Here is a 26,938-nt window from a genome sequence, read left to right on the forward strand (position 1 = left end):
GGCCGAGGACTGGTACCACAAGTCTCTGACCATCGAAGAGGAGCTCGGTAACCGGCCCGGCATGGCCACCAGCTACCACCAGCTTGGCGTGGTCGCGCAGGAGCGGGGGCTGCTGGATGAGGCCGAGGACTGGTACCACAAGTCTCTGACCATCAAAGAGGAGCTCGGCATCCGGCCCGGCATGGCCACCAGCTACCACCAGCTCGGCATGGTCGCGCAGGATCGAGGGCTGCTCGATGAGGCCGACGCTTGGTACCACCGATCCCTGACCATCAAGGAGGAACTCGGTAACCGGCCCGGCATAGCCAACAGCTACCACCAGCTCGGTCTTCTCGCCGAATCCCGGAACCAGCTCGGTCAGGCGTTGCATTGGATGATCCGGTGTGTGGCGGTGTTTGAGGAGTTTCCCCATCCCGCCACCGGCCCAGGACCGCGCGACCTCAAGCGCCTGACCGCTGAAGCCGGCCTGCCCGCGCTTGAAGCCAGCTGGGAGAAGATCACCGGCCGGCCGCTTCCCTCCGCCGTGCGGGACTATGTCCTCGCTCCCGACACATGACCGATCTCAGGAGCCAACCATGACCGACCCTGCCGCCGAAGGCGCGCGAGCCGCCGCCCATCGCCTCACCGCCCAGTACGGGCCTGGCCTCGTCACCGACGTCGAAGCCGCCCTCCACACTCGCGACGCCAGCCGCCGGCCCGACCAGTACCTCGATCCCATCTCCCTGAGCTCGCTCATCGTCAGCGTGGCCGCACTCGCCTGGACCGTCTACACCGACCTGAAGCAGAAGACCAGCACCCCGGCCGCGGACGTCGTCACCCGGACCGTCCGTACCGAGCTGCGGCGTACCCGCACGATGAGCGTTCACGATGACGAGGTCATCGCCATCACCGTCCAGGAAACACTCACCATCCTCAGCGCCCAGCCCGAGCCCCCGCACGCCCCGCAGTAGACCGGGCTGCCACCCTCGATGACCTGAAGATCACCACGACCGGCGCCGCGTCTGTCTTGCTGTTTCATAGGCGACCATCCGTGAGACACCGCACGCGGCCGACCAGGTCGAGGGCGAACACCGTTTCACCGGTGAGTGCAAACGGGGTAGGCACGCGAAACGCTCCAATGAATGGTCCCGTGGACGCTAACCCTCGCCGTTGATCTTGCTCACCGTAGGCGAACTTCTGCGATGCTCGCCGCGTGAGTGATGTTGAGCTGTGTCATCAGTTCTCGATTGGTCGCGCGAGCTGCGTCGAGATCGTCGGTGAGGTCGCAGATCTGACTACGCAGGTTTTGGATGAGTGCTTCGAGTTCGGCGACCCGGCTGCGGAGGACATGCAGATCCTCGTTCGGCTGAAGCCCGACATCCTGGGCCACCGACTGTCCGAGGGTCTTGGAGAGGCGGCTTTCCAGGGTGATGACGCGCAGGCGTAGACGGTCACTGTGCTGACGCGCGTTGAGCAGGTCGGCCTGCAGGGAGGCTGCGCTGACCGCAGGGGCTGGTCGTGCCGGAGGTATGGCGGCGGCAGTGTTCAGGACGGCCGCGTGGAGTTCGGAGTGGCGGTGGATGAAGCTGCGATGGACACCGGCGGCGCGGGCGACGGAGGAGATGGTGATGTCGGCCCCGGCCTCATGGAGGATTTGGAGTGCCTGCCGGACACGTTGCTTGCGTGTCTGGGTGTCGCGGTGCCGGGCCTTGACCAGCGGGTTCAGGGTGTCGTCGGTGGAGGTCATGGGCGCATGGTGACGTGTCGGGTGTCGGTAGGGATGGCAGGCATGCCGAGGTGGACGGTGCGGCGGGTGGAACGCACGACCCTGACCGCTTCGGCGATCTGGGCGCGCTCGTCATCGGTGAGCTCGTCCATGTGTTTCTCGACGCGGCGGATGAGTACGCGCATCGCGGTGATCTCCTCCTCGCTCGGGGCGGCTTCGGTACGCGCCCAATCAGTGAGCTCGGTGGCGGCCAGGACCCGCTCGCGATCGGCGAGCAGCCGGTCAAGGTAAGTGCGGAGCTCGGGAAGGTAAGAGGCGTCGGTGCGGAAGTGCCCGCAGCCCAGGCAGCGGAACCGGAAGGGGCAGGCGCCCCCTCCGGCCTGGACGTTGGCGGGTTCCACACAGATCCCGTAGGGGACCGAGATCTGGCCGACGCGCATCCGGGCGCGTTCGCTGTCGAGAACCTGCGCGGTCTGTCGCCAGATGCGGTTGCCGGCACCGTCGAATTGATGGGTGGCGACCTGCTCGACGGCTTCTCGGCTGCGTTTCTCGGTGATGCGGTAGTAGACCTGGGTGGAGATCGTGCTCTTGTGGCCCATGAGCTCGCGCAGCACGTCGATCGGAGTGCCGGCGTCTGCATGCCGCTGGGCGTAGGTGTGGCGGTAGACGGCCGCCACGACGTCCTCCTGCGGGAAGATACCTCCGTCGCTGAGTTGGAAAGGCGGCATGGTGTCGACCCACTCGCGGTGGAAGTTGCTCAGTGACGTGGCGCGAAGCGAGCGCTTCCCGTCGGGGTTGCGCAAGGTACCGGGAAACAGCGCCAGCTCTTTAGGCGAGGTGTCAGGGAAGGCAGCGCGGACAACTGCTTGCTGATCGAGGATGAGCTTGGCGGTGTCGTCGGCGATCGGGAGCCGCCGGTCGAGCCGGTTCGATCGTTATCTTGGGTTCTTGGCCTCTTCTCGCAGGTCAGAGCTCAGATGATCTTTTCAGGCACGTAAGGCACGTTGACCGATCTTGAAGGCATGTTGCATCGATAGCGTGGCCAGGCGTTTGGGCCGATCACGCGATGGCGGCAGAGGTCGATACCGGCGCACGGGCTGGCCGGGGTGCGGCCGTCCGGGCCGAACGCCAGCCCATACACCACGCTGTCGTCGTCGCTACCGACCAGTACGAGACCACGATCACCGAGACGGCGGCCGACGCCGTCCGGGACCACCTTCGGCCCGCCACCGCCTGATGCCTTCCCTCACTACGCCCGGTGTGCAGCCCAGCCGCGGTGGCCGACTGCAATGCCTCGAGTGCGGGCGCTGGTGTCGGTCGCTGGCCGTGCACCTCAACCAGGGTGAAGGCATGACCGCTGACCAGTACCGGGAGAAGTACGGCCTGCCCGTGACGCTGCCGCTCGCCTCCTCCGACCTGAGCGAGCTGTGGCGCGAGCAGGCCAAGGAACGGCTGAACGCGGGCGTGCTGATCTCGATGGAGGAGCAAGATCCGGCCACGCGCAGACGAGCAACCCGGACCGGCAATCGTCATACCGAGACGGCGCCCCGGCCTGGTGTGCGGACAGCGCACCAGGCCGGTTTCGTGAAGGGGCGGACGCAGGCGCACCAGAATGCCCGCGACGTCCTGTGCCGCAAGGCCGTGGAGCTCGGATACCACGATTGGGATGAGCTGATCCGGCAGACGAAGGACGTGAGCGTGTACGCGCTGGCCGAGCTCGTCGGCCGGTACCCGGGCACGGTGGCCTGCTGGCCAACCAAGATTCTCGGACAGGGGTGGAAGACAGCCGGTGGACGGCTCCGGCCCCGGCGTGCTGCGGCCTTCGCCCGGCGGGACTGGCCAGACCTTGAGACCGCGCTGGCCCAGGCCGGGACCATGAAGGCTGTGACGAAGGCGGTTCACAGCACGGCACGAGTCCTTCGTGAATGGAACAGCCACCGGGTCGGCGCTCAGCGAGACATGCTCGGCGGGCGATAACGGGTTTGCGACGTATGCGCGCTGGGCGTGGTTGTAGCCTCACGCTGGAGGAGTGACGGCCTCTCCTCCTCTGCCGGGTGAGCCACGGCCTCGGCGCTGGCCGCGGGCGCTGGCCTGGACGGCGGCCCTGGTGACGCTGCTGGCCGGCGTGGCCGGGTTCTTCCTGGCTGACCCGCTGAACCTCCCCACAGATCTGCTGGACGTTCTCGACAAGCGCGCCAGCGTGATCAGCATGGTGGCCGGGCTGCTGTTCGGTGGGCTAGGGGTATGGCTGCAACGACGTCCGCCTTCCGCTCCCGCGTCCTTACCGCCGGAACCGAGCAAGGCCCTGGAGCCAGTGGACATGACAGCGCCACGGACGCCTGCTCGACCGTTCCACCTGATGCCGCGCCCGCTGCACCTGGTCGGCCGTGATGAGACGCTGCCCAGCCTGCACGACCGCCTGACCAACGCCTCGACGTTGCCCTACTGGGTGGCGGTCCATGGCCTGGGCGGCATCGGCAAGACTAGCCTGGTAGCCGAATACAGCCACCGCTACCAGCACGAATACCAACTGGCGTGGCATCTGCCCGCCGAGGATCCCACCATGTTGTCGGCCGCGTTCGCCGAGTTAGCCGCCCACCTCGGCGTGCAGCAGGCTGACCAGGCTGATCCCGTACGTCAGGTGCACGCTGTACTCAACGCCCATCCTGGCCGATGGCTGCTGATCTTCGACAACGCGCCCGACGCCGACGCCCTCCACGGCCTCCTGCCGCCCACCGGCTCCGGGCATGTCCTGATCACCAGCCGGTCGGGAAGCTGGCCGGACCCGCACGGCCTGGAGCTGGCCGTTCTGGACTCCGGTCCGGCCACCGCCTTCCTGCTGGAGCGCAGTGGTCGCGAGGATGCGCAGGCGGCGGCCGCCGTGGCGGCCAAACTCGGCGGCCTGCCACTGGCGCTGGAGCAGGCTGGCGCCTACATGGCCGAAACCGGCACCGACCCCAGCGGCTACCTCGACCTGCTGACCCGCCACCGGCCGGCGCTGCTCGCCGAGGGCAAGCCCTGGGGTTATGCCGAGAAGGTCACCTCCACCTGGCAGGCCGCCTTCGACCAGCTCACCGGCACCCACCCGCAGGCGATCGCCCTGCTGCGGCTGCTGGCCTGCTACGCGCCTGAGGACATCCCTTACCACCGTTTGCTTGACGATCTCACCGTTGACTCGCTCGTCGGACTCGGTGAGGGCAAGGGCGCCAAGAAACAGCTGAGTCTGCTCCCCGCCGGACGCCTGCAGGTCAACACCGCGATGGCCGCGCTGCGCCGCTACTGCTTGATCAGCCGACCGCATGACGGGCTGGTCTCGATGCACCGCCTGGTCCAGGCCGTCACCCTCGATCGGCTCACCGACGGCCAGCGCAACGCCTGGTCTGCCGTCGCCAACACCATCCTGGAGCAAGCCCTCCCCGGCACACCCTACGTACCTGCCGCCTGGCCTGATTACCGGCGCCTGCTGCCGCACGGCCTCACCGTCCTGCCTCCCGGGTCTGATGCCCTCCACGAAATCTCCACGTATCTCGGCGCCGCCGGCGACTCCCGGACCGCTCGCACTTTGGCCAGGCAGCTGTGCGACCACCGCACCGAGCACCTTGGCGCCGAACACCCCGACACCCTGACCACCAGGCACAACCTCGCCGAGTGGACGGGGCAGTCGGGGGATGCGGCCGCCGCCCGCGATCAGCTCGCCGCCCTGCTCCCCATCCGCCAACGTGTCCAGGGTGCTGACCACCCGCACTCCTTGGAGACCTCGCATCATCTCGCCATCTTCACCGGGCTGGCGGGAGACGCGGCCGCCGCCCGCGATCAGCTCGCCGCCCTGCTCCCCATCCGCCAACGCGTCCAGGGTGCCGAGCACCCCGACACCCTAAGGACCCAACACGACTACGCCGACTGGATAGGGGATGCAGGGGATGCGGCCGCCGCCCGCGATCAGCTCGCCGCCCTGCTCCCCATCCGCCAACGCGTCCAGGGTGCCGAGCACCCCGACACCCTGAGGACCCGACACAATCTTGCCCATTTCACCGGGTGGGCGGGGGACGCGGCCGCCGCCCGCGACCAGTACGCCGCCCTGCTCCCCATCCGCCAACGCGTCCAGGGCGCCGAGCACCCGCGCACGTTAGACACATGGCACCAGCTCGCCTACTTCACCGGGCTGGCGGGGGACGCGGCCGCTGCCCGCGATCAGCTCGCTGCCCTACTCCCCATCTGCGAACGCGTTGAAGGCCCTGAACATCCCGAAACCCTGACCGTTCGACACGCCCTCGCCCGCTGGACGGGGCAGGCGGGGGACCCCGTCGCCGCCCGCGACCAGTACGCAGCCCTGCTCCCCGTACGCGAGCGAGTCCTGGGCGCCGACCACCCCCACACCTTGGCCAACCGACACGCCCTCGCCAACTGGACCGGGCAGGCGAGGGGCGCGACCGCCGCCCGCGACTAAATTAGGCGCCGTCCGCCGCACCAACCGCTCTCTCATCCACACCCGGGCCGGCCACAGGCTCCGCACCGATGCGCCGGCTGTTCGCCGCCGATTGCGGTAGAGCCTGTGAGAAGGTGCTTGCGACTTCGCGTGGCCACGTCGTGACTGAGGGAGCTTTTCTGATGGTTTCGGACGTCTACTTTCTCGCCTTGCATGAGCCCTACCATTCGCCGCAGCATCCAGTGGCGATCAACGCCTCGATCGTGCATGCCCGTACCCTGCTGCATTCGGCTCTGCCGCAGCCGGACGGCGCGCTCATCTACCGCTGCCTGACCGAATTCTCCGATCGCCGGCCGGGCTGCGTCGTGCCGCTGTCGACCTTGACGTTCGAGCTGGACGGTGGCCGGAGCTGGGCACAGATCGGCGACTGGGAGCAGGTCGTCGAACACCTGGTGGGACTCACGCGGGCCGGCCGCTGTGATGCGATGCCGCTTGGGCTGCCGGATGTGATGGCCGCACTGCTGGCCAACGGCCCCATGACCAGCGTCCGCTTCGGCGGCGGAGTACCCGTTGATCCAGCTGGCCGTCAGCGGCACCTGGACGAGCTCGCTGCGCTGGTGAAGCAGGCCAGCAGTCAGGGCGCGTTCTGGCCGGGAGACACCCTGGTGCCTGTGCCGAGGAGTCCGAAGACGCTGCCGTACCAGCTGTTCCGGTCGGGCTTGGCAGGGTTCAGGTTCTCTTGGCAGGGTCCCGGTTCCAGCAGCGATAAATAGGTCGAGTCGAGGAATCGCCGAATGGTCAGAGACGGTGGATGACGGGGTGTGTTCCTGGCGGGGCACGAGGGGAGCGGGAGTGTGCGCAGCCTGGGCATGAGCGATCTGGTGGGCGTCACGTGGGCGGTCATCGACTTCGAGGGGCTCACCCCCGCAAGCCGCTCGCCGGTTCCGATCGAGGTCGCCGTTGTGGCCGGTCGCCTGACCGGCGACGGCGCGTGGGTGGAGAGCGGCCGGTTCACCTCGCTGATGAGCCCGCCCGCCGACGTGCCCGTCACTGCTTTCACCACCGCCCAGAGCGGCATCACCGCGGCGATGCTCGCGGCGGCGCCGCCCGCGGACCAGGTGATGTGCGCGCTGGATGCCTGCTTCGTCGCGCCACCGTACCGGCTGGTTGCCCACTCGGCGCATACCGAGGCCACGCTGATCGGCGGCCAGCGTCGGCACTGCCCGACCGTGGCCGCGATCCCGCTGATCTGCACGGTGCGGATGGCCCGCGTCGTGCTGCCCGAGCTGGGTTCGCACACTCTGGATCGTGTCGCCAGCCGCCTGGGGCTGACGATCCCGGCCGACCGGCACCGGGCCCTGCCCGACGCCGAGCTGACCGCGCAGGTGTTCACTCGCCTGGCTGTGGAGGGCGTGCGGGCGGACCGCTGGCGCACTCTGCTAGAGCTGCAGGCCGTCGGCGGGGTGTACGTCAAACCCGAACCCAGCCGCCAGGCAGCCCGAGTGGTGCAAAGCGAGCTGTTCTGACATCGGTCCGCCAAGGACTCGACATGGTGCGGCCAGCCCGGACGATAGCGCGATCGTCCCGCGCCGGCGATGGAGCCGAAAACAGGAACCCGATCGGATCCAAAGAGATCGAGGCGTCGATGTGATCATTGCGGAAGCGCTCCTCGTGGCCGCGTCGCGACGAGCCTGGGAGTGCGCGCTCCCAAGTGGCGATCGCCAAACTCCTCACCGGCCTGTACCTGCCCGAGGAAGGGTCGGTCACCTGGGACGGCGTCGACACCGCCCACCTCGACCGCGACCGCGCCTTCGACAGCGTGGCCCTGCTGTCGCAGGGCTTCGAACGCTGGCCCTTCACCTTCTCTGAACTAAAAAATTGATCATGAAGTTGGTCAGAAGCGACCTGTTAGCGCATGGAGCGTAGGCGCCGCCTGCCCGTTTGTTCGTTTATGAGTTGCATGAAGGATCTCGCCGCAGCACTCCGCCACTTCGCCCTTCTGGCTCCACCTGCCAACCGGGCGGCCACACGTGCCTTGCGCCCATCGCCGAGGATGTCACTAACGCCCCATCGAGGTTGACAGCCTGTTCCCAGCCATCTCGTGGGAACTCGGCGATACCGCCAAAAGTCGCCTTGTCGAACGTAGTTTCGCCAGTGAAGGTGGCGCCGAGGAATCGGACTTCCTCGGCGAAAGACGCCCCGTTGAACCCCGCGTCGCCGGTGAAGGTCGCCCCGTTGAAACTGGCTGCCCCCTTGAAGGCAGCCCCGTTGAACGCCGCCGTACTCGCAAAGGTCGCTCCTTCGAACCAGGCGTCGTTCATGAAGGTCGCCCCCTCGAACTGAGCAGAGCCCCTGAAGGTCACCGCGACAATGGCGGCGGGAGCTGTGAAGGTCGCTCCGTCGAATCTCGCGCCGTTCATGAAGGTCGTCTGGACGAACTGGATGTCACTCGTGAAGGTCACCCCTTTGAACCAGGCGCTGCCTTTGAAGGTCGCGCCGCCGAACCAGGCATTAGTGAAGGTCGCTCCTTGGAACGTGGTGAAGCCGAAGACCGCCCCCGGGAACTGAGCGGCGTCTGTGAAGGTCGCTCCTTCGAACGTGGTGAAGTCTGTGAAGACCGCCCCGTTGAAGAGAGCGGGCCCGATGCGGCAGCTGCTGAGGTCAAGGTCCACGAGGGTGGCTCCGGTCAGGTCCAGGCGGATGCCGGGCCAGAAGGCGTCAGAAGGCGATGTGGCGGGTCGCCACCAGCGGCGGGCCGCGGGAGCAGGATCGCGGAGATGGGCGGCCAGAATGCGCTGGGCGGTGAGCCGGACTTGGCGTTCCTCGTGCGGATCGCGGCCTTTGGTGCTGTCCAATTTGGTTATCCCACCGATGGCCGCGCGCGGGACCGCGGGGCCCAAATCCTCGTGGTTGCCGTCCCGAGGCGGCGTGTAGGGCATGCGTAGGTAGGCGCAGATCACATCCACGATGGTCTGCCGCATTGCAGGGTTGTTCTGGGCAAGCTGTTCCAACGCATAGAGGCCAGCCAGCCGGACCGGAGCCTGATCGTGGCCAAGCTGCTCGGCTGCCTTGCCGAAGCGGTCGGTGTCATGACCGCGCTCGCCGAGCTGGAAGGTGCGTCGGGCGGTGTCGGCGTTGCGCGCGGTGTAGTAGACCGCGCCGAGGGCGGCCAGGCCGGTGGCGAACGCCAGGGTGCGGCCGCGGACCGCGTCGACCGCGGAGGCGAGCTTCTCGCCGGTCAGGCCGGTCACGCCGTCAACGTGCCCCAGCCACCAGGACGCGCCGGGGCCAAGCATCCAGCCGATCGCCGCGGCTAGCACCAGTCCAACCACGAGGACCACAATCGAGGCAGGCTTCACGTCCATACCGTGGCCCATTTCAGGTATCGCGGCCACGGCTTTCCGGCAACAGGGCGATGCGGCGCTGGCCGACCGCGCGGCGTATGGCGATAACCAGCAGATCGACCTTGTGCTGATCGATTCCAGTCACCGTCTGTCGAAGGTCGACCGGGACGCCGTCGGCCAGACTCGCGATGATGCGCAGCATGCGTTGCTCGCCTGCAGAGCAGGGCAGTGTCCCGTTATCGAGGGCGGTGATGGCGGCAGTCCAGTCGACGGTGGCCATCGGCAGGCCGTCGAACAGGCCGTGCTCGAGGGTCACGAACCGGCCGGTGAAGTCGCTGCGCTGCAGCCAGGTCTGCGCGATGAGCAACTCGGCGGCGGCTTGGAGGCAGTGGACTCCTTGGGCTTGGTGTCGCAATGCGGCAGCCAGCTCGATGGGCGGGGTCATGTGGTCCTCTTCGGGAGTACGGCGGTGCGGCCGGCGATGTCCGGGAAGGCCGGCATGCCCAGGTTGATGGTGGTCGCGCGGCGGGCCCGCTCGTCGAGCTGGGCGAGCTTGCCTTCGGCCGCGGCCAGGCTGACCCGCAGACCTTCGGCCTCGCCGAGCCAGCCCTCACGTTCAGCTTCGGCGATGCGGGCGATCAAGTTGGCGCGGATCTCCTCCAAACGCGGCCGCTGATCCGCCGAAATTCTCAAAAGTGGGCATCTGACGCAGGAGTGTTCGTGCTGGCAACTGGCCCCATAGGCGCGACCGCAGTCGCCCAGCGCGACCTTGCGGCGTTCGAAGTGCCCGAGGAACTCATCCCATTCCTCGTCGGTCGGGGTGCGGTATTCGATGCCAGGTCGCAGCGAGCGGCGGCGGGCGATGAAAGCGCGATGGCCGTTGATCGCTTCCTCGGGATAGATCGCCTTGTAACCCATGGTCGTGTTGATGTCTTTATGTCCGAGCAGGAGCTGGGCGATGTGGGGTGGCATCCCGTTGACGATGGCTTCGGTCGTGAACAGCCTGCGGAAGTCGTGGGGTGAGTAGGTGAGCGGTCGGCCGGAGGCATCGGTCAGGTCGGTGAAGAGCAGGATCTCGTTCAAGGCCCGGCGGATGGTGCCGGGCGAGATCTCTCGGATCTGGCCGCCGCTGGTCCACTGGAGCAGCAGCGGCAGGGGCGGGTTCCGGAGTTTTTCGGAGGTGTCCCAGGAGGAGACCAGGGGGATCACCCCGTCTTCGCCGCGGATGCGACAGACGATCGTGCTCAGAACATCGGCGAGTTCGGGGCTGACGACCAGCAGGCGTTCTTCGTCGGTCTTGGAGGGCGCGATGTGCAGGAGCGGGATCAGTTCGCCGGTGTTGGGGAGTCGGTATTGGGTGATGCTGTGGTGGCTGAGCTCGCGGAGTTCCTCAATCCGGATACCGGTGTGCCGAAGGATCTCGATCGTGGCCCAGCCCCAAAACGCTCGGTTCTCCTCCCTGGCCAGCTCGCGGCGGCGCCCGGTCGAGTCGAAGGAGGTCAGGGAGTCGCGGCGGCCTAAGTGGTGGCCGCGGGCCTTGGTGAAGGTCTCGCCCAAGACCGTGAAGGCCTCGCTTGGGCGGGCCTGCCGCAGAGCGGCCAGCCGTGCTTGAGCATTCCGGAGGTGCTGCTCAGCGGCGCGGACCAGGTCCGGCAGGGTCGGGAGCCGTTCTCGAGTGCGCTGATCCATGCGGGCCTTGCGGCGGGAGAGCTGCTTCTTCTGAGAGATCTCCGCCGAACTGATCGGGCAGGGCGCGGCCCAGGGCCCCCAGCGAGCCGGGTCTTCCAAGGCCCATTGAGCGATGTCGAGGTAGAAGGCTCGAACGCAGGTCAGGGAGTCGATCGCGTTCAAGCGGGGAGCGAGAGTCTCGCCGATCGTTACCTGCTCGGTGAACGTCTTGCGCGGGCACACCGCCGTCGAACAGATCCAGCGCCTCTTGCGCCACAGCAGCTCACAGCGACGCCCGGCAACCGGCAGATCCCGCGGCCGAGTGGTCACCCACTCCTTCACCCGGGTGGCCCGCACCCCGCAGCCGGGGCACACCCTCGCCCGTTCATCCATCGTCGCCAACCATACGATTGGCCCCTGACCAGCGTGTTCATCTCTTGCGATGACCTCGGCGACGGCCAGGCCATCCAAGCCCAGTAATCGGGTCGTATCGTTGACCATGCTCGCGGCTTCTCTGTCGTGATCTTCTGCGTCGACAACAGAAATGATCGACGGAAGCCGCGAGCTCCCTCAAGAGCCGACCGCACCCCAGCCACGCGAGCACGAACGGTCAGGCCTCAACCCCGATCAAGTTCGAAGAGCCGTCATGCCCCGGCGCGGGGCCAGCATTGTCCATCTTTGTGTAATACGGTGGCCTTCTCCCGAGGAGCATGGTGAGTACAGCGAAAGTCATCGTGGTGGCTCCACCCGCGGTCGCATGCGAAAATCCTGCGGAAATGCGATACGGCGGCGTCGAAAGGGTCGCCTGGCGGTTGGTGCGGATGTTGACAGCGCTCGGCTGTGACGTGGTGCCCATTGCCTCCGCCGACAGTGACTTCGGCTCCTCTGTCACCACGCGCGGATTGTCGCCGGTTCCGTCCTGGTGTCGGCCGGATCGGACGCCCCAGGTCTACGCCGAGGACACGACGGCGCTGCTCGACCGCTTCGGTGATCATGTGCGACGAGTTGTCGAGGTGGAACGGGCGGATGCGGTCCTGATGCTGGGCCCTAGCTTTCCGGTCCTGCGGGAGACGTTGACCGCCGCCCGAGCGGCCGATTCCCGGGCGGCAGCAGTCCTGCACAATGGTCCGGTTGACAACGTCGACACAATGCCATTGCTCGCCGCCGCCGATGTCACGCTCTTCTGCCTCTGTGAGGCTCAGCGCTCTTCTTTCGGCGCGTTGGCGCAGCGTATGGAGGTCGTGACAGACGGCATTCCGGTTGATGCGGTGCCATTCTCTGCAGACCCCGTGCTGACGCGAAACCGACTATCCAGTGACCCCGCATATGCCGGCCTGCACCTCCGCGCTGAGCGTCCCCTGGTTGGTCAAATTGACTACTTCCATGCGAACAAGGCCATGCTGACCACACTCCAGATCTTCCTCGACTCGGGGCTGTGGCGCACTCACGATCTGCTGCTCGCCGGCGGGCCTGGGTGGCAGTTGCCGAGCCGGTCGGACTCCGCCGAGGAGCCTTACCTGAATCAGATGCGCGCCTTCGTGGCGCGAAACGATCTCGCCGGTTGCGTGCGCATCCATGGCGAGTTGACCGGCGCCCAAGCTACTGAGCTGTACGGTGCGATGGATGTCTGCGTCAGTCCAGTACGGCTGGAGAACCAGCCGGAATCCCGGGACGCCGAGTCGTACGGTCAAGGACGTGCGATCGCTAACAGCGCTGGCACGCCGGTGCTCATGTCCACTGCCTACGATAGCTCTTTCAGCGCCCGGCCAGAGTTCCGGTTCGAAAGCGCCGAGCAGGGTGCGGAGTTGCTCGGTGAGCTTACCGTCTCCGCCGAGATGCGCCAGGAGATGAGGGCCTTCGCCGAGCGTCGTGATGCGATGGCTCCGGCCCTGGTTCGTTACGCCCAGTTCGTCGGGCTTCACCGCACCCAGGACGACGTGGCGCAGGCTGTCGCGCAGGTGGTGGACAGCGAGGTCAACCGAGGCCGGCGTTGAGTCATTGGTCGTGTGCCCTGCCGCTTGTCGCCGCCTCTCGGGCATCTCGGCCTGCTCGTGAGCTGGCCGGTGGGTCTCGGCAGGTGCCGTCGTCTCGGCTAGAGGTCGCGTAGGAGCAGCTCGATCGCCGCTGGAGTGCTCGATGCCGATTTCGGTCAGCATTCCCAGGGTTTCCTGTATTCGCAATGCTTGCCCACACCAGAGCGCAATGCGTAAAAGTAGGCATACAAATCTGGCAATCCTCGTTTGATCACGAAAATGTCATGTTTTGGGTGGTGATGGCGTCTGGCACCGGTGCTGCAGGCACCGCCGAGATCACCTTGAGGGCGACGAAACGGGAATAAAGGGCGCATATAAGGATAAAAAGGCGCGCGCCTTGCAGGCCTGAGGGGATGAGCCCACACTGTCGTCACGCCATCATTAAGGGGGCCAGCGCGTGTGGGCTCAGATATTGACTCTGGCAGGAGTCTTGATCGGCGCAAGCGTGTCCTTCGTCTTCACATCGCGTGCTGAGAAGGCGCGCAACCAAAGAGAGATGCTCATCCGCTGGGATGTTCGCAGATATGAAGCGTTTGCGGACTATATCGGTGCGGTCACCCAGATGGCCCGGGTGGCCGGCCAGCTCACTCAGGGGCGTGGTTGGGATAAGATCGCCTGCCCGGTCGACCGCGAAGCCGGACTCGCCGCGATGGATCGATTTGAGAGCACTCGCACAGCTGCGTACGAACGTCTGGTCATGCTCGCCAGCCAGGACTGCATAGATGCCGCCGACATTCTTAACAAGGCTGTTTGGCGGCTGGAGTGGATAGCGCGAGAGGCCATTAACGGCTCGACGGAGGAATGGCAGCTAGGCCTGGATGCCTACACCTCGGCGTTGGACATATTCCAGCAGGCTGCCCGGACTTGCCTGGTACTGCCCCTGGCATCATTCGCGCGGCAGATCCATCGTCCCGCGATCGAGTCTCCTTAGGTTGCTAGGGCAGAATAGCCAGACCGTCGCAGCAACATGGCGGTTGCCTACGGCTTGCCGCAACTCATTGTCCTGATCACACAGATCGGGCCGTAATCACGGTACCAAGCAGCGGACCGCGACCTCTGCGGAGCTCGACCCGTTTACGGGACGGGTTCAACCTGTCCGGGGCTTCTTCGCGCTTCTCCAGCTCAGGCGATCACGCCACTCCCGCGATCGTCGCGAAACTCGTCCCAAAATCCTCTACGGACACTCAAAGTCATGGATCTTGCACGTAGAGCGACGATCTCTGATAGCTGTGATCCATGTCTACCTGAATGCGGCGCACCGCCGCTGTCTTCACCCTGCCCCTCGCTCTGGCCGTCCTCGCCACCCCGCCGGCGCCGCTGCCCGCAGCGCTCTGGTCCCCGCGCATCCGGCCGGGCTGCCGACCCCCATCACCGCGGCGGACGCCCGGACGGCACTGGATGTCCTGCTGGTGGCAGAGCCGCGACCAATGACTGGCTACAGCCGCGCCAAGTTCCCGCACTGGAGCGGCCAAGGAGAGGCGTGCGACTCACGCGAGGTCGTGCTGGCCCGCGACGGCCAGGGCGTCGAGCGCGACGAGCAGTGCCGCGCGACGGCCGGCAGCTGGTATTCCGAGTACGACGGCCGTACTCTCACCGCCGCCTCCCAGGTCGACATCGACCACGTCGTGCCCCTGGCGAACGCCTGGCGCAGCGGAGCCGACACCTGGACCACCCCCCAGCGCAAGGCCTTCGCGAACGACCTGCAAAACCCGCAGCTCATCGCGGTCAGCGCGGCGAGCAACCGGGCCAAGGGTGATCAGAACCCCGCGCAGTGGTAGCCCACGCTGCGCAGCTACTGGTGCACCTACTCCCGGGCCTGGGTGGACATCAAACAGCGCTACGCGCTGGCCGTGACGGCCGAGGAGAAGACCGCCCTGGCTGGGATGCTGGACACCTGCCCGGCCGACGGCGCTCGCCGTGGCCGATAACACCTCTTACGAAGACCAGGTCACCGCCGGGTCCGGCGGCGTCATGACCCAGGAGGTCGGGGTGGTGACCGGTGACCTCACTATCCGCACCGAAGCCGCCGTCGACGACGCCCAGGCGGTCCGGGTGCAGGTGCAGTACACCGGAGCCGAGGAGTGGTACACCCTCACCGGAAGCCCCGTCGCACTGGCCGGCCGTTCCGCCGAGCAGGTGCATCAGGCGGCGCTACGGGCCGCCTGCGCGGGCGCGGACGGCGGAGTGACCGCCGCGCACCTGCGGTACTGACTCCCTTGCGCTGCTACGGCGCCCGCAGCCCGGATGGGCTGCGGGCCTTCGTGGGTGGATCAATGAAAACGGGCCCCCGAGCGAACGCCCTGGGGCTTTCCGGCATGAGACGGCCATCGGCCTGCTACCTGCCACCTGCTACCGGGCTGCCCAGGTGCCGTTTGGGCAGCTGCCGGAAGCAGCCCTCCCGACTGCACACCGTGAGTTGCGCATCGTGACGCTAGGTGACTATCGTTGTCGATATAGGGTCCCCGACGACAAGGAGGCGACCCGGTGTGACCACGCCCACTCGCCCGGTACGGCTCACCACGCCGGTACGGCTCGTGCTCAGCGCATTAATGGCCGCCCACGCGGAGGATCCGCCGTGGGGCTACCGGATCTGCGCCGAGACCGAGTTGGGCCCCGGCACCGTGTACCCGATCTTGGAACGCCTCGAGCAGGCGGGCTGGATCACCGGGCAGTGGGAGGCGGACACTCCGCACGCTAGGCCCGCCCGCCGGTTGTACACCTTCTCCTCCACCGGGCGGCAGTTGTACGCCGAGGCGCTGGCTCGCAGCAGCACGCGCCGTGGCGCCCTGCTTCGTCCCGCCTGGCTGCGCTCGGCGGGCTCCCCCCAATGAGGATGAGTGCACTCCTATTCGTTCGTCGACCAGACGCGTCGTCAGCGCCAGCTGGCGGCCGCGGCGCTGTGCTCGGGCGGCGCCTTGTCGGTCACCGGCGCCGTGGTTCTGATCTTCAGCTCCTCCGCCACGCTCTGGTTCGTTCTGGGCCAGGTGGCCACCGCGACGGGCGGCACCGCGGCGGCAGTCGGGGCGCTGGTCATGGTCCACGCCGACGCCCAGCCCTGGTCGCCACGCCCTCTGGCCGTCACGCGCACGCTGTGGCGGCGCTACCCGCCGCGCCAGGTTCTCATCCTTGGACTGTGTGAGATCGCCGTCCTGATCGCCGGCCCGGCGCGCCGCTTTCGCCAGCAGGAATGGCAAGCCGATCTTCGCGAGAGCCGCACACCGCTGCGCTACGCCCTCGGTCTGGTCGCGGCGAGCGTCCGCAGCAGGTTCTGCCGCTGAGACCAATATTGACCTTGCGTGCACGAACGTTCACTGTGAGAGATTGATGCTCGGGGTCGGCGGAAGGAGACGGGCGATGAGGATCGGCGTATGGGTGGTTGGTGCAGCGCTGGTGGCCTCTACCGCAGTGCTGGCGGGTCCGGCACATGCGGCATCCGGCGACCTGACATGTGATGGCGGCTACTTCCAGTTTCAGCTCCAGTCGCCGCTGAGCACCCTCGGCCAGCAGGCCTCCGCGATCGTCAGCGGAGGGCTCGTGAACTGCCACACGGCGTTGCTCTTGCCGTGACCTGCTTGTGGCGTGCACTGCCACAGGTGCACCCGAGTGCCGTTGGTGCGGGCGTTGGGCCTCTGAAACATGCCCCGGGACCACGGGTAGCCCGTGGTCCCGGGCCCGGTGCTGAGGCCCGAGGGCCTCGGCGCCGGACGTCGTTCAGGGGACGTCGACCCCGACGTGGATGTTCATGGAGATGTGGTCGCCCTCGTAGGCGGTCGTGATGCGTTCGTCGCGCCAGTACCCGCCGTACTTGAGTGCTTCGAAATGCACCTCGTGGTGCCCGCTGTCGGCCTCGAAGGTCTGCGTGACGGTGAGGTTGCTGCCGCTCCAGCGTCGATGGAAGGGCTCGGCGGCGACCTCGCGGCCGTCTTTGCGCAGTTTGAAGGCGCCTTTCATGTAGCAGTAGGTTGGGCAGTCGGAGTACCAGGCCGCACCCCAGTAGTAGAAGTAGTCGCCGGAGAGGTCGGCCCTGATGACCTTGGTGCCGTCGTCGCGCTGCTCCACGCTGACGCACAGATTTACGTTGGCCTTGGTGTAGGTGTCCTCGGATGCCATCGTCTGCGTACCACTGCTCGGGGCGCAGGCGCGGGTGAGTACGCGCTGTTGTGCCGCGGCCGGTGTGGGGGCGGCCGTGACGGCGACGACCGCCAGGGCCGCCAGGACCGTTGCGAGCGCTCGCATCCGGCGCTGCGGGTCTCCCTCGCGAGTGATGTTGCCAAGTGTGATCATTCTGTGACTTTAAGTGACGGTAGGTGGTCGCAGGTAATCTCCACTCCGGTTCGGCGAAGAGACACCTCTGCAGGATCGCCCTCCAGTCGCCCGGGCGGCGAGACCGAGGTCGAAGGGCCCCAAGGCCGGGTGTCGCCTGAAGACGGCCGACGAGGCGATGTCCAGCAAGCCGCCTTTGTGTAATCAGTCGAACGCATATAGTAGCGGGATGGGGAAATTCACAGTGAGCCACGACCTCCACGGTGAGCCGGCTGCGTTCTTCGGCTGGTTCTTCGACCGGAGCCGGGCAGAAGATCTGTACCAGGGGCATTTGGGCTACGTCGACTACAGCACTATCAGCCTTGCTGATGCTGACGGGCAGCTGACCCGCACCACCACGTTCGCCAAGCAGATGTCACTGCCCGGGCCAGTGGCAAAGCTCCTCGGCTCGGGCTTCCGCCAGACCGAGGACGGACAGTTCAACAAGTCCGCCCGCGTGTACCAGTGGAAGGTCACGCCGAGCACCATCACCGACAAGCTCCGCGAAGAAGGCACCCTGCGAGCGGAGGAACGCGGCGACGGCTGCCGCATCATCGTGGACTACGAGCTGGAAGCAAAGGTGTTCGGGGTCGGCGGCCTGCTGGAGAGCACCTTCGAGACGAACCTGCGCGAGGAGTGGGATCAGATCGCCGGTTTCTGCAACCGCCAGGCCGCAGCCTAGACATCCTCGACCGTGAGGCCAGAGCCATGGTCCGAGGGCGCCAGGCACCTGCACCCGAAGCCCTCCTGGAAACTGGGCGAAGCCCGGACCTCGGTGAGCACACTCTTGGCCGCGTCGATCAGGGGCCGTATTCGGGGGCCCGGTCGACCGGCTCCAGCCGGTCCAGTTCCCGCAGCGCGTCAATGAGAGCGGCCAGGGTGGTTTCACTTCCTGGTCTACGACGCCAAGTTCGTCCGCCGTCACGACGACGACCAGCCGTGGCTGCACGCCTTCAGCGAGGCCGGGCCGCGCGGGGAGTACGACCACCTGCGGGCCGGTCCGCCCGGCAACTGGCCCACGCCCGAGGAATGGGCGGAAGGGTTCGACCTGACCGAGGCCGATGACCGCTACTCCGAGATCAACCCCTACGACGGGCCCAAGCGGTAGGCATTGCCGAACCGCATGGGCCTGGTGATCGACATGTTCGGTAACACATGGTAACGATTCGGTGACATGTGGTACCCGGCGGGCATGCACCAGCCTTGTCGCCGCGAACAGATACGGAGATCGCCATGCGGGCAGCAACCACACGAACCCACACTCGATCCATACGGTCAATCGCCGTCGTCAAACACGGCCGTCGGCAGCGCACTGTTGACGGCCCTCATGGCCGCACCGGCCTACGCCGGCGGAACGCCGAACGTCTCCGGCAAAGCCCGCGCATCCACGGCCACCGTGGCCTCCCAATCGGGGGGCCAGGAATGGGTCCAGACCGGCCCGCTCACCTTCCTACACGCCCTCGCCGGTGCCAACAATGTCTACGAGAAGGTCTCCGAGGTCCCGGCGCTCACGATCCCCTTTCCCGGCGTGTGGGAGATCTCCTATCACGCCCGCACAGCGACCTACCCAACCGCGAACACGGGACTGTGGGTCACCACAGCGCTGTTCAAGAACGGCGCGCTCATCCCCGCAAGTGAGGCACTGTCCGGCCTCAACACCTCGAACGTCCCGGGAACCCAGAACACCATCGGGCAGACGGTCATAGAAACCTTCGCCGCCGGGGACACCGTGACGCTCCACGCCTTCCGCATCGGGCAGACCGGCACCGCCGGCGTCTACAGCAACTCCGACGGACGGACCACAGTCACGGCGCACTGGGTGAGCCCAACCTGAGCCGAACCAAAGCAACTCCCGCATTGAGGTGATCTCGCGCCGTCGGGGAAGCCGCCTCTCAGCCGTGCATGTTCTCGGAAGTTGTGGCCGTTCCGCTTCCGAGAACATGATCTTCTCGGAAGTCCAATGACCTGCGCGGACCGGCCCACTTTGGGGCTGGGGCCGGGTTCGGGAGGAGAACGCCAGGTAGAAGCTCACTTGTAGGATCCGCAGTTTCGTGTCGGATGGCAACGTCTGGACCTGCGCTTGGTGGACAGTCCGCGTGATCTGTCGGCTGTGCTGGTCCGCGCGGGCGTGTCGAATCCTCACGTCATGTCGGCTCGCTTGGAAGCTTGAGTCGAGTGGACTGAAACCCTGATCTGCCGGTCCGCCTCGGCGATCGTTATCTGGGGTTCTTTGCCACTTCTCGCAGGTTAGAGCGAGATGATCTTTTCAGGCACGTAGGGCACGTTGGCTGGCGCTGAAGGCAAGTTGCATCCAAGGCTTGTCCCGGTGTTTTGGCCGAGCTCGCGATCTGCAGTGGCGGCATCGGGTGAGGGTTGGTCTGGTCAGCGGGTGTGTCGGCGGCGGGCTGGGTCGTGCTCGGCCGTGATGCGGGCCGGAGGTCTTTTCGCCCAGGCGTACGTAGCGGCCGAGACTGGGCAGGTGCTGGTGGGGGGCTTGGCCTGTACTTCGATCGGCACGCTGCAACACAGCGACCATGTACCGATGCAAGCAAGGCGACCAGTCCCACGCCATGAAGGTGAGACGAGCCATTTTCATGGCGCAAGGTGTATGCCGCCCCGGTGAGAATCAGCGAGACGACGTAAGCCGGCACGAGGCGTAGCCTCGACGCTGTTGATGATCAGAATCGTTTCCCGGGGAGGACATGTGATCCAGTGGACCCCTCCCCGAGGCGGCAGATCGAGAAGTCACTCGCCACCGCCGCGCAGCACAAGCCGATCGCCTGGAGGCTGATCCTTCCGCTGGAGCACACCCCGCCCGAGAAGGCGTGGTTCGACGAACTCCAGGCGCAGTACCCGAAGATCCTGCTCGCCTGGCAGGGCATCGACTGGCTTGACGAGCAGCTCGCGCGCCACGTCCAGGCGCCTGGCGGTGGGTGGCGGCGACCGCGGGAGCGTGGCTGGTCGCGCTCGGCGCGTTCACGGCGGTGACCACTCCGTTGTGGCAGCCGGGTCAGCCGGGCTGGCTCATCGCCGTCATAGGGGTGCTCGGCGGTGCGGTCATGGCGGCCACGGTCGCGGCGCTCACCGGTGCCGCTCTGGTGCGCCTGCTACGCCGTGGCCAACAGCTGTAGGACGATGGGGACAGTTCCTCGTCGTGCAAACGTGAGAGCGTGTGCCGTGCACACGGCGCCGAACGCTCGGCACTCGCCGTAGGAGGACGGTACGACGACCGGCCGGGCGGCATGGCGCCTTCGGGTCGGCTCGGTGCGCTCAGTCGCTCGGAGCCACGCCGGCTGACGCGGGGTGCAGGTTCTCCACGATCCGGACGAGCGTAAGGTTTGCCGCGGTCAGCGTCCGGACCAGCTCCTCCAGCTTCTCGACCCGCCTCTTCAACGACAGCAGTTCGACGTCGAGCGCCGACGACTCCATGACCATGCGTCCGCCGATCATGATCGGCTCACCTCCATAAGACGGTACAAGCACATGGTGGGCGCCCGCAGCCGTTGTGCGACAGCGGCGAACGTCCCCGGGTGGCAGGACCAAAGACACTGGCCGCACAGATCCGGTGAGCGGATGCCCGGGGGAAAGGAGGTGACAGTGATGAGGCCGACTTGGATGGACGCCACGGCGACAGTGGTCGCCGGGGCGAATGTCGCCATCTAGGTGGAGGCATGGACGTGATCACGCAGGCCCTTTGGGGCGCTGAACGACGCCGAGGCGGCACGCCTGCCGTTCGGACAGATCGTCCGGGTCGAGGACTACATCGCCGACGGCCGGTACGTGCTGCGCGCTGAGCTGCCCGGAATCGACCCCGACAAGGACGTCGAGGTCACCATGGGTGACGGCGTACTCCACATCCGGGCAGAGAGGACCCGCAAGGTCTCCGAGGCGCACCGATCGGAATTCTCCTACGGGTCGCTGTCGCGATCGGTGACGCTGCCGGCCGCGGCCAAGACGGATGACGTCAAGGCCACCTACAACGGCGGCGTCCTGGAGGTCAGTGTGGGGCTGGCCGACGGCAAGTCTCGCAGGAAGTCCCGGACGGACCGGCCAATGGCCGGCGTAGATGAGGCGGCATCGGCCGGGGTCCGAGCACAGCCCGCTTCTGGGTACGGCCGGGCCTCACAGGCAGTGCCGGACGGCCCGTGGGTTGGTGCCGAAAGTCCCTGCCCAACGCAGGGGGCCGCGGCAAGAGTGGTGGTCATGACCATCCTGTCGCAATCCCGTTGCGGGCTCAGCGCCGTCGAAGCGGCGGAGCGGCTGGCCGCCGCCGGCCCGAACGCCCTGCCTGTGGCTCGCCACGTCTCGCCTGTGGTGTTGCTGCTGCGCGAAATGGTGCATTTCTTCGCTCTGCTGTTGTGGGGCGCCGCCGCGCTGGCCGTGTTGGCCGGGATGCCGCAGCTGGCCGTGGCGATCGCGGTGGTCGTGGTGCTCAACGGTGGCTTCGCCTTCGCCCAGGAGTACCGTGCCGATCGGGCCACGCAGCGGTTGCGGGAGCTGATCCCGGCCAACGTGGTGGTCCGGCGGGACGGCAGGCGCATGCTGATCGGCGCGGCTGATCTGGTGGTCGGGGACGTCGTGCTGCTGGAGGCGGGGGATCGGATCTCAGCCGACCTGGAGCTGGCCGAGGTGCATGCGCTGGCCGTCAACGAATCCATGCTGACCGGGGAGAGCCGTCCCGCCCGGCCACGGGAGGGTGGCCCGGCCTACGCGGGCACGTTCGTGGTCGAGGGGGAGGCCGAGGCCGTCGTGGTGGCCACTGGGGCGCGTACCCGGCTCGCCGCGATCGCCAAGCTCACCCGGGAGGCGATCAGGCCGCCCAGCCCGCTGGCCGTCCAGCTCGGCAAGATCGTCAAGATCGTCGCTGGGATCGCGGTGGCGGTCGGCACCGTGTTCTTCGGGCTGGCTGTGCTGCTGGGGATGGACCCGGGACAGGGATTCCTGTTCGCCATCGGCGTCACGGTCGCGCTGGTACCCGAAGGGCTGCTGCCCACCGTCACACTGTCCCTGGCCCGCGCCGCCCAGCGGATGGCCGCCCGCAACGCCCTGGTACGCCACCTGGAAGCGGTCGAGACGCTCGGCTCGGCCACGTTCATCTGCACCGACAAGACCGGCACGCTGACCCGCAACGAGATGACCGTGGCCGAGGTGTGGGCGCCGTCGAGCTCACCGGCCGAGGTCATGCGCACGGCGGTGCTGAGCTCCACCGGCCGCCTCAGCGGCGGCAAGCCCGTGGGCGACCCGATGGAGGTGGCCCTGCACGTCGAAGCGCTGCGTCTTGGTGCTGACGTGGAAGGGCAGGTCACCCGGCGCTTCCCGTTCGATCCGGTACGGCGCCGCGCCTCCGTCCTGGTGGACGGCGGGCTGCATCTGAAGGGCGCACCGGATGCCGTGCTGCCGCTGTGCCGGGTCGTACCCGGGGCCGATGAGGCGCTGGCCCGGATGAGCGACCACGGTCTGCGGGTGCTCGCCGTCGCGCGTGGCCGCACGGCCGAGGAGTCGGAGCTGGAACTTCTCGGTTTGGTCGGGCTGTACGACCCGCCACGCGAGGATGTGGCCGAGGCGATCGGGAAATGCCGCATCGCCGGGATCAAGCTGGCCATGGTCACCGGCGACCATCCGCGCACCGCCCGCGCCATCGCCGCCGAGGTAGGGCTGCTCGGCCCGGACGAGCTGGTGGTCACCGGGGCCGAACTGCCCGCCGACGATGCCGCACTGGGCGAGCTGCTCGACCACGACGGCGTGGTGATCGCCCGCGTGACGCCCGAGGACAAGCTGCGCATCGCCCGAGCCTTGCGCGGGCGCGGCCACGTGGTGGCGATGACCGGTGACGGCGTCAACGACGCGCCGGCGCTGCGCGAGGCCGACATCGGCATCGCCATGGGCAAGTCGGGCACCGACGTCGCCCGTGAGGCCGCCGACCTGGTGCTGCTGGACGACCACTTCGCCACCATCGTCGGCGCGGTCGAGCTGGGCCGGGCCACCTACGCCAACGTGCGCCGCTTCCTCACCTACCACCTGACCGACAACGTCGCCGAACTCACCCCGTTCGCCATCTGGGCGCTGTCCGGCGGCACCATCCCGCTGGCCCTGACCGTGCTGCAGGTGCTCGCCCTCGACATCGGCACCGACCTGCTGCCCGCCCTCGCCCTGGGCGCCGAACCGGCCAACCCGCGCACTATGCACGGCCCCGCCCGCACCGGAAACCTCATCGACCGGCGGCTACTCATCCGCGTCTTCGGCGTGCTCGGGCCCGCCCAGGCCATGGCCGAAATGGGCGCGTTCGTCGGTGTCCTGTTGCTCGGCGGCTGGCACTTCGGCACCGCCCCGAGTCTCGGCCTGCTCGCCGCGGCCTCGGGGACGGCCTTCGCCGCCGTCGTGCTCGGCCAGTTCGCCAACGCCTTCGCCTGCCGCAGCGAATCCCGCTGGATCGGGCGCATCCGCTTGCGCACCAACCCCCTGCTGCTCGGCGCGATCGCCGTCGAAGCCGTGCTGCTGCTGGCCTTCCTCGGCCTGCCGCCCGTCTCGCACCTGCTCGGCGGCGCCTTCCCACCCGCCGCGGGATGGGCCCTGGCCGCGATGGCGATCCCCATCATGATCCTGGCCGACACCGCGCACAAGGCGTGGCAGGCAAAGCGCGCGCGTGAGGACGCGGGCTCTCCGTCGGAGACGACCGGATCAGCATCTGTTATGGCGGCACCGCCGCCCGTAAGGAGGCAACTGCCATGAACCACATCGTGCTCGGCTACGACGGCTCGGACTTCTCCGTGCAGGCCCTCGACTGGGCGCTGGACGAGGCCGAACTCAGAAGACTCCCGCTGACCGTCGCCCACGCCTGGCAGTGGCCCTACGGCGAAGCCGACGAGGAGACCAAGAACCACCTGCGCAAGGCCGCCGACCACGTACTGTGGCACGGTGCCGACTGCGCCCGCGCGACCAGTTCGGTCGTCGGCATCGAGACCGACCTGCACGAGGGCCCGGCGGCACAGCGGCTCGTCGAACTGTCCAGCGGCGCCGCCCTCGTCGTGGTCGGCTCGCGAGGGCTGCACGGGTTGCCCGGGGCCCTCGTGGGCTCGGTGGCCCGATACGTCGCCGCGCACGCCGAATGCCCGGTGATCGTCGTACGCGGACCAGGCCCGCTGCCCGCCCCCGCGCATCCAGGGCCGATCGTGGTCGCCGACAAGGAACCGACCGCCTCGGTCCTGGAGTTCGCCGTCGGCGAGGCGGACATGCGCCGGCTCGCCCTGGTCACCACCGCCGAACCTCAGACCTGGCAGGAGAGCCATCCGAACGTCGCCTCCAGAGTTCAGGAAGCGCGTGAAACGCCGGCGCTCATCGTGGCCGGTCGCAAGAGGGCTGACCATCTCGGAATGATCGCCTCGCTCCTCCAGCACGCTCCGTGCCCGGTCGCCGTGGTGGGTACCTCTATGGGCAAAGGCCCTCGGGACTGAGGGTATGTCCTGTGCGCCGATCAGCCGGGGGATCAACCTGCGGGCGTGATGTGTGTGTCCGATGGTGGCCCATTCCGGTGCAGTGCGCGGGGGACAGCTAGTTCGAGACCGTCGAAATCGGCGCTGAGAAGAATCACGCGGGGCTGTTTCGCTCACCGGAACAGTCCCGTTGAACGAAACCGGACATTGGCCTGATTATCACCCAATGTCCCTTATTTACCCGTCGTCGTCTCCCCTCCCCGTCTCCGATGCCGACGGTGAACCCCAGCCGGTGGCGATCGCCTCCCCGGCCGAGCCCGACGGGTCGGCGAACAGCGTGCTGGGCAAAGTGCGGCTGATCCTTGAGGCGTTCGGCCCGGATGACGAGAGCCTCGGCCTGTCCGAGATCGTCCGCCGCACCGGCGTCGCCAAGGCGTCGGTCCACCGGCTGGCGCAGGAACTGCTGCAATGGGGCCTGTTGGAGCGGCGCGGCTCCGAGTACTGGCTGGGCATGCGCCTGTTCGAGATCGGGCAGCGCGTGCCGCGCCAGCGGATCCTGCGTGACGCGGCGCGGCCGTTCATGGAGGACCTCTACCAGGCGACGGGCGAGACCATCCATCTGGCGGTGCTGGACGGGCTGGAAGTGATCTACCTGGAGAAGGTGTCCGGTCACGGCCAGGTGTCCAGGCCGTCGCGCATCGCCGGACGCATGCCGCTGCACTGCACGGCGACCGGCAAGGCCCTGATCGCCTTCGGCCCTGGGGCGCTCTTCAGCGACGTCGTGGCCACCTCCCTGGCGCGCGTGACCCCCCGTACGATCACCGCGCCCAAGTTGCTCGCCCAGGAGATCCAGCAGGCGCGCAAGGTCGGGTACGCCATCGAGCGGGAGCAGACCCGCGTCGGCTACCTCAGCGTGGCCATCCCGCTCACCGGGGCCACCGGAACGGTGGTCGCGGCGCTGTCGGTGACGGCGCCGACCTTCCGCGCCGACGTCAACAAGTACGTGGGGCTGTTGAGCATGGTGAGCAGGCGCATCACGAAGTCGATCATGGTCGCCGACGGCGGCAGAAGCTGACACCGGCCACGAAGCGCCCTCGACCGGCCAGGCTCATCAGGGCCGCAGGTTACGAGGCGTCCTCGACCGGCGGGTCCGTCAGGAACATCGTCACGATCTCGGCCACTTCCGCGGCTTTGTGCTCCATGAGCGGGATCATGCCGCCGTCGACCACGGCCGACGTCACGCTCAGCGCCCCGGTGAGGTTCTCCCGGAGCGGGGCCATCGCAGGCAGCGCGAACGGGTCCGCCGCGGCGCCCAGCAGCAGCACGGATGTCTTGACCGAGCCGATCTTGTCCTCCATGTAGTACCGCGCGCACGCCCGATGCCCCTCCGCCGGATCGACTCCAGGGGCCAGTGCGTCGTGGACGAACCGGTCGAGCAGGCCCGTGGCCGGGTCGGGATAGTACGGCTGCCGCAGCCGCCACAGCGTCAGCAGGTGGTCGCCGCCGGGGGAGTGCACGGCCTCGTCCACCCCCGGACCGTCCGCGTGGGACCGGCGGAATCGGGAGTCGGTCCACGGAGTCGACGACAGGACGAGCAGCCCGACCCGCTCCGGCGCGGACGCCGCCAGCTCGACGGCCACCACGCCCCCGGTGTGGTGGCCCAGGACGTCGGCGCACTCGATGTCCAGGGCGTCCAGCAGGGCCAGCGCGCCCGCCGCGAAGAGCTCGATCGTGTGGGGTGCCGGGGCCTTCGCGCTGGCCCCGAAACCGACCATGTCCATGGCGATGACGCGCCGGTGCGGCGCCAGGAGGGGGATCAGCTCCCGGAACTCGTCCCAGGACCTGGGGGTCTGATGCAGGAGCAAGAGAGGGCGGCCCGCGCCCTGCTCGGCGTAGTGCAGCTGGCCGAACGGCGAGTCGGCGTACCCGAATCGAAGGGGCGGCGTAATGTCCAAAACGTCCTCTTATGTCGGCCGGAGGTAAGGTTGGCTTTCCCATCCGGAGTCTTGCCGGGCGCATCGGCGATCACT

Annotated in this window: 29 protein-coding genes; 21 read left to right on the plus strand and 8 right to left on the minus strand. The window is 67.6% G+C overall.

Translation table 11 applies throughout. The features are described 5' to 3' along the window. Both AB0B64_RS38755 and AB0B64_RS38760 read left to right on the plus strand, forming a co-directional pair. Window positions 1-556 (plus strand): tetratricopeptide repeat protein (locus AB0B64_RS38755; RefSeq protein WP_358184085.1); only part of this gene is annotated, 556 nt, incomplete at its 5' end. 19 nt (window positions 557-575) lie between these two features. Beyond that, on the plus strand, window positions 576-950 hold the full coding sequence (locus AB0B64_RS38760) for a hypothetical protein (protein WP_357954385.1): 375 nt from the start codon (window positions 576-578) through the stop codon (window positions 948-950). A gap of 209 nt (window positions 951-1,159) precedes the next feature. On the opposite strand, the gene AB0B64_RS38765 is transcribed toward AB0B64_RS38760, so the two are convergent. Both AB0B64_RS38765 and AB0B64_RS38770 read right to left on the minus strand, forming a co-directional pair. Next, window positions 1,160-1,726 carry a hypothetical protein gene (locus AB0B64_RS38765; RefSeq protein ID WP_357954383.1) on the minus strand — a complete coding sequence of 189 codons (567 nt, stop codon included), beginning with the start codon at window positions 1,724-1,726 and terminating at the stop codon, window positions 1,160-1,162. Next, window positions 1,723-2,508 (minus strand): hypothetical protein, encoded by a 786-nt coding sequence (locus tag AB0B64_RS38770; RefSeq protein WP_357954381.1) that lies wholly within the window; start codon window positions 2,506-2,508, stop codon window positions 1,723-1,725. The genes AB0B64_RS38765 and AB0B64_RS38770 overlap by 4 nt, the downstream gene beginning before the upstream one ends. Before the next feature lie 433 nt (window positions 2,509-2,941). Here AB0B64_RS38770 and AB0B64_RS38775 point away from each other — a divergent pair, with 433 nt between their 5' ends. The 5 genes from AB0B64_RS38775 (at window position 2,942) to AB0B64_RS38795 (ending at window position 8,013) form a co-directional block, all read left to right on the plus strand. Then, the gene (locus AB0B64_RS38775; RefSeq protein WP_357954379.1) at window positions 2,942-3,682 is read left to right on the plus strand and encodes a MucR family transcriptional regulator; all 741 of its coding nucleotides are present in this window, start codon (window positions 2,942-2,944) and stop codon (window positions 3,680-3,682) included. A 52-nt stretch (window positions 3,683-3,734) separates the two neighbouring features. Then, on the plus strand, window positions 3,735-6,152 hold the full coding sequence (fxsT, locus tag AB0B64_RS38780) for an FxSxx-COOH system tetratricopeptide repeat protein (RefSeq protein WP_357954377.1): 2,418 nt from the start codon (window positions 3,735-3,737) through the stop codon (window positions 6,150-6,152). A 161-nt stretch (window positions 6,153-6,313) separates the two neighbouring features. Beyond that, entirely contained in the window at window positions 6,314-6,904 is a 591-nt protein-coding gene (locus AB0B64_RS38785; protein WP_358184090.1) for a hypothetical protein, read from the plus strand. A gap of 81 nt (window positions 6,905-6,985) precedes the next feature. Beyond that, a complete protein-coding gene (locus AB0B64_RS38790) occupies window positions 6,986-7,657 on the plus strand; it encodes a 3'-5' exonuclease (protein WP_357954373.1) in 672 nt (223 codons plus the stop codon). A gap of 185 nt (window positions 7,658-7,842) precedes the next feature. After that, entirely contained in the window at window positions 7,843-8,013 is a 171-nt protein-coding gene (locus tag AB0B64_RS38795) for a hypothetical protein (RefSeq protein ID WP_357954371.1), read from the plus strand. Between the two features lie 67 nt (window positions 8,014-8,080). Here the strand turns inward: AB0B64_RS38795 and AB0B64_RS38800 are convergent, their stop codons facing one another. From AB0B64_RS38800 to AB0B64_RS38810, 3 genes are read right to left on the minus strand one after another with little or no spacing between them, the layout of a single operon-like run. After that, window positions 8,081-9,496: a pentapeptide repeat-containing protein gene (locus tag AB0B64_RS38800; protein WP_358184093.1), complete on the minus strand. Its 1,416-nt coding sequence runs from the start codon at window positions 9,494-9,496 to the stop codon at window positions 8,081-8,083. 13 nt (window positions 9,497-9,509) lie between these two features. Then, a complete protein-coding gene (locus AB0B64_RS38805) occupies window positions 9,510-9,920 on the minus strand; it encodes a hypothetical protein (protein WP_357954368.1) in 411 nt (136 codons plus the stop codon). Then, window positions 9,917-11,536, minus strand: a complete 1,620-nt coding sequence (locus AB0B64_RS38810) for a tyrosine-type recombinase/integrase (RefSeq protein WP_357954366.1) — start codon at window positions 11,534-11,536, stop codon at window positions 9,917-9,919. The genes AB0B64_RS38805 and AB0B64_RS38810 overlap by 4 nt, the downstream gene beginning before the upstream one ends. Before the next feature lie 383 nt (window positions 11,537-11,919). On the opposite strand from AB0B64_RS38810, the gene AB0B64_RS38815 reads away from it, so the two are divergent. The 7 genes from AB0B64_RS38815 to AB0B64_RS38845 all read left to right on the plus strand — a co-directional run bounded on the left by AB0B64_RS38815 (window position 11,920) and on the right by AB0B64_RS38845 (window position 16,743). Beyond that, the gene (locus AB0B64_RS38815) at window positions 11,920-13,137 is read left to right on the plus strand and encodes a hypothetical protein (protein WP_357954364.1); all 1,218 of its coding nucleotides are present in this window, start codon (window positions 11,920-11,922) and stop codon (window positions 13,135-13,137) included. A 469-nt stretch (window positions 13,138-13,606) separates the two neighbouring features. After that, window positions 13,607-14,107: a hypothetical protein gene (locus AB0B64_RS38820; protein ID WP_357954362.1), complete on the plus strand. Its 501-nt coding sequence runs from the start codon at window positions 13,607-13,609 to the stop codon at window positions 14,105-14,107. A gap of 496 nt (window positions 14,108-14,603) precedes the next feature. Next, window positions 14,604-14,954, plus strand: coding sequence for a DUF1524 domain-containing protein (locus AB0B64_RS38825; protein WP_357954360.1), 351 nt, complete (start codon window positions 14,604-14,606; stop codon window positions 14,952-14,954). A 139-nt stretch (window positions 14,955-15,093) separates the two neighbouring features. Further along, window positions 15,094-15,387, plus strand: a complete 294-nt coding sequence (locus tag AB0B64_RS38830; protein WP_357954358.1) for a hypothetical protein — start codon at window positions 15,094-15,096, stop codon at window positions 15,385-15,387. Window positions 15,388-15,662: 275 nt separating this feature from the next. Beyond that, a complete protein-coding gene (locus AB0B64_RS38835) occupies window positions 15,663-16,007 on the plus strand; it encodes a helix-turn-helix transcriptional regulator (protein ID WP_357954356.1) in 345 nt (114 codons plus the stop codon). Between the two features lie 6 nt (window positions 16,008-16,013). After that, window positions 16,014-16,454, plus strand: coding sequence for a hypothetical protein (locus AB0B64_RS38840; RefSeq protein ID WP_358184096.1), 441 nt, complete (start codon window positions 16,014-16,016; stop codon window positions 16,452-16,454). 76 nt (window positions 16,455-16,530) lie between these two features. Further along, complete coding sequence (locus AB0B64_RS38845) at window positions 16,531-16,743, plus strand: hypothetical protein (RefSeq protein ID WP_357954352.1); 213 nt, start codon at window positions 16,531-16,533, stop codon at window positions 16,741-16,743. Between the two features lie 144 nt (window positions 16,744-16,887). Here the strand turns inward: AB0B64_RS38845 and AB0B64_RS38850 are convergent, their stop codons facing one another. Beyond that, entirely contained in the window at window positions 16,888-17,460 is a 573-nt protein-coding gene (locus tag AB0B64_RS38850; protein WP_357954351.1) for a hypothetical protein, read from the minus strand. Between the two features lie 223 nt (window positions 17,461-17,683). On the opposite strand from AB0B64_RS38850, the gene AB0B64_RS38855 reads away from it, so the two are divergent. The 4 genes from AB0B64_RS38855 to AB0B64_RS38870 all read left to right on the plus strand — a co-directional run bounded on the left by AB0B64_RS38855 (window position 17,684) and on the right by AB0B64_RS38870 (window position 20,609). Further along, on the plus strand, window positions 17,684-18,160 hold the full coding sequence (locus AB0B64_RS38855) for a DUF2505 family protein (protein WP_358184099.1): 477 nt from the start codon (window positions 17,684-17,686) through the stop codon (window positions 18,158-18,160). A gap of 645 nt (window positions 18,161-18,805) precedes the next feature. After that, complete coding sequence (locus AB0B64_RS38860) at window positions 18,806-19,312, plus strand: hypothetical protein (protein ID WP_357954347.1); 507 nt, start codon at window positions 18,806-18,808, stop codon at window positions 19,310-19,312. An 878-nt stretch (window positions 19,313-20,190) separates the two neighbouring features. Further along, a complete protein-coding gene (locus AB0B64_RS38865) occupies window positions 20,191-20,466 on the plus strand; it encodes a hypothetical protein (RefSeq protein ID WP_357954345.1) in 276 nt (91 codons plus the stop codon). After that, a complete protein-coding gene (locus AB0B64_RS38870; protein ID WP_357954343.1) occupies window positions 20,463-20,609 on the plus strand; it encodes a hypothetical protein in 147 nt (48 codons plus the stop codon). Before AB0B64_RS38865 ends, AB0B64_RS38870 begins: the two co-directional genes overlap by 4 nt. A 139-nt stretch (window positions 20,610-20,748) precedes the next feature. Here the strand turns inward: AB0B64_RS38870 and AB0B64_RS38875 are convergent, their stop codons facing one another. Continuing rightward, a complete protein-coding gene (locus AB0B64_RS38875) occupies window positions 20,749-20,928 on the minus strand; it encodes a hypothetical protein (RefSeq protein WP_225296999.1) in 180 nt (59 codons plus the stop codon). Window positions 20,929-21,258: 330 nt separating this feature from the next. Between AB0B64_RS38875 and AB0B64_RS38880 the strand changes: the two genes are divergently transcribed. From AB0B64_RS38880 to AB0B64_RS38890, 3 genes are all read left to right on the plus strand, one after another. After that, a complete protein-coding gene (locus tag AB0B64_RS38880) occupies window positions 21,259-24,207 on the plus strand; it encodes an HAD-IC family P-type ATPase (protein WP_358184102.1) in 2,949 nt (982 codons plus the stop codon). Further along, on the plus strand, window positions 24,204-24,929 hold the full coding sequence (locus AB0B64_RS38885; RefSeq protein ID WP_357954339.1) for a universal stress protein: 726 nt from the start codon (window positions 24,204-24,206) through the stop codon (window positions 24,927-24,929). Before AB0B64_RS38880 ends, AB0B64_RS38885 begins: the two co-directional genes overlap by 4 nt. Window positions 24,930-25,134: 205 nt before the next feature. Further along, window positions 25,135-25,983 carry an IclR family transcriptional regulator gene (locus AB0B64_RS38890; protein WP_358184105.1) on the plus strand — a complete coding sequence of 283 codons (849 nt, stop codon included), beginning with the start codon at window positions 25,135-25,137 and terminating at the stop codon, window positions 25,981-25,983. Between the two features lie 49 nt (window positions 25,984-26,032). Here AB0B64_RS38890 and AB0B64_RS38895 read toward each other — a convergent pair whose 3' ends face one another. After that, entirely contained in the window at window positions 26,033-26,863 is an 831-nt protein-coding gene (locus AB0B64_RS38895) for an alpha/beta fold hydrolase (RefSeq protein ID WP_357954334.1), read from the minus strand. Window positions 26,864-26,938 lie beyond the last annotated feature (75 nt).

It is taken from the genome of Nonomuraea sp. NPDC049129 (assembly GCF_040648495.1).
In the GTDB taxonomy this organism is placed as follows: domain Bacteria; phylum Actinomycetota; class Actinomycetes; order Streptosporangiales; family Streptosporangiaceae; genus Nonomuraea.

Bases quoted from the DNA above. Each gene is read 5' to 3' on its own strand.
- AB0B64_RS38890 (WP_358184105.1), top strand. From the start codon at position 25,135: ATGTCCCTTATTTACCCGTCGTCGTCTCCCCTCCCCGTCTCCGATGCC.
- AB0B64_RS38775 (WP_357954379.1), top strand. From the start codon at position 2,942: ATGCCTTCCCTCACTACGCCCGGTGTGCAGCCCAGCCGCGGTGGCCGA.
- AB0B64_RS38765 (WP_357954383.1), bottom strand. From the start codon at position 1,726: ATGACCTCCACCGACGACACCCTGAACCCGCTGGTCAAGGCCCGGCAC.
- AB0B64_RS38850 (WP_357954351.1), bottom strand. From the start codon at position 17,460: ATGATCACACTTGGCAACATCACTCGCGAGGGAGACCCGCAGCGCCGG.
- AB0B64_RS38825 (WP_357954360.1), top strand. From the start codon at position 14,604: ATGACTGGCTACAGCCGCGCCAAGTTCCCGCACTGGAGCGGCCAAGGA.
- AB0B64_RS38860 (WP_357954347.1), top strand. From the start codon at position 18,806: ATGGCCGCACCGGCCTACGCCGGCGGAACGCCGAACGTCTCCGGCAAA.
- AB0B64_RS38785 (WP_358184090.1), top strand. From the start codon at position 6,314: ATGGTTTCGGACGTCTACTTTCTCGCCTTGCATGAGCCCTACCATTCG.
- AB0B64_RS38885 (WP_357954339.1), top strand. From the start codon at position 24,204: ATGAACCACATCGTGCTCGGCTACGACGGCTCGGACTTCTCCGTGCAG.
- AB0B64_RS38760 (WP_357954385.1), top strand. From the start codon at position 576: ATGACCGACCCTGCCGCCGAAGGCGCGCGAGCCGCCGCCCATCGCCTC.
- AB0B64_RS38845 (WP_357954352.1), top strand. From the start codon at position 16,531: ATGAGGATCGGCGTATGGGTGGTTGGTGCAGCGCTGGTGGCCTCTACC.
- AB0B64_RS38815 (WP_357954364.1), top strand. From the start codon at position 11,920: ATGCGATACGGCGGCGTCGAAAGGGTCGCCTGGCGGTTGGTGCGGATG.
- AB0B64_RS38875 (WP_225296999.1), bottom strand. From the start codon at position 20,928: ATGATCGGCGGACGCATGGTCATGGAGTCGTCGGCGCTCGACGTCGAA.
- AB0B64_RS38800 (WP_358184093.1), bottom strand. From the start codon at position 9,496: ATGGACGTGAAGCCTGCCTCGATTGTGGTCCTCGTGGTTGGACTGGTG.
- AB0B64_RS38805 (WP_357954368.1), bottom strand. From the start codon at position 9,920: ATGACCCCGCCCATCGAGCTGGCTGCCGCATTGCGACACCAAGCCCAA.
- AB0B64_RS38810 (WP_357954366.1), bottom strand. From the start codon at position 11,536: ATGGATGAACGGGCGAGGGTGTGCCCCGGCTGCGGGGTGCGGGCCACC.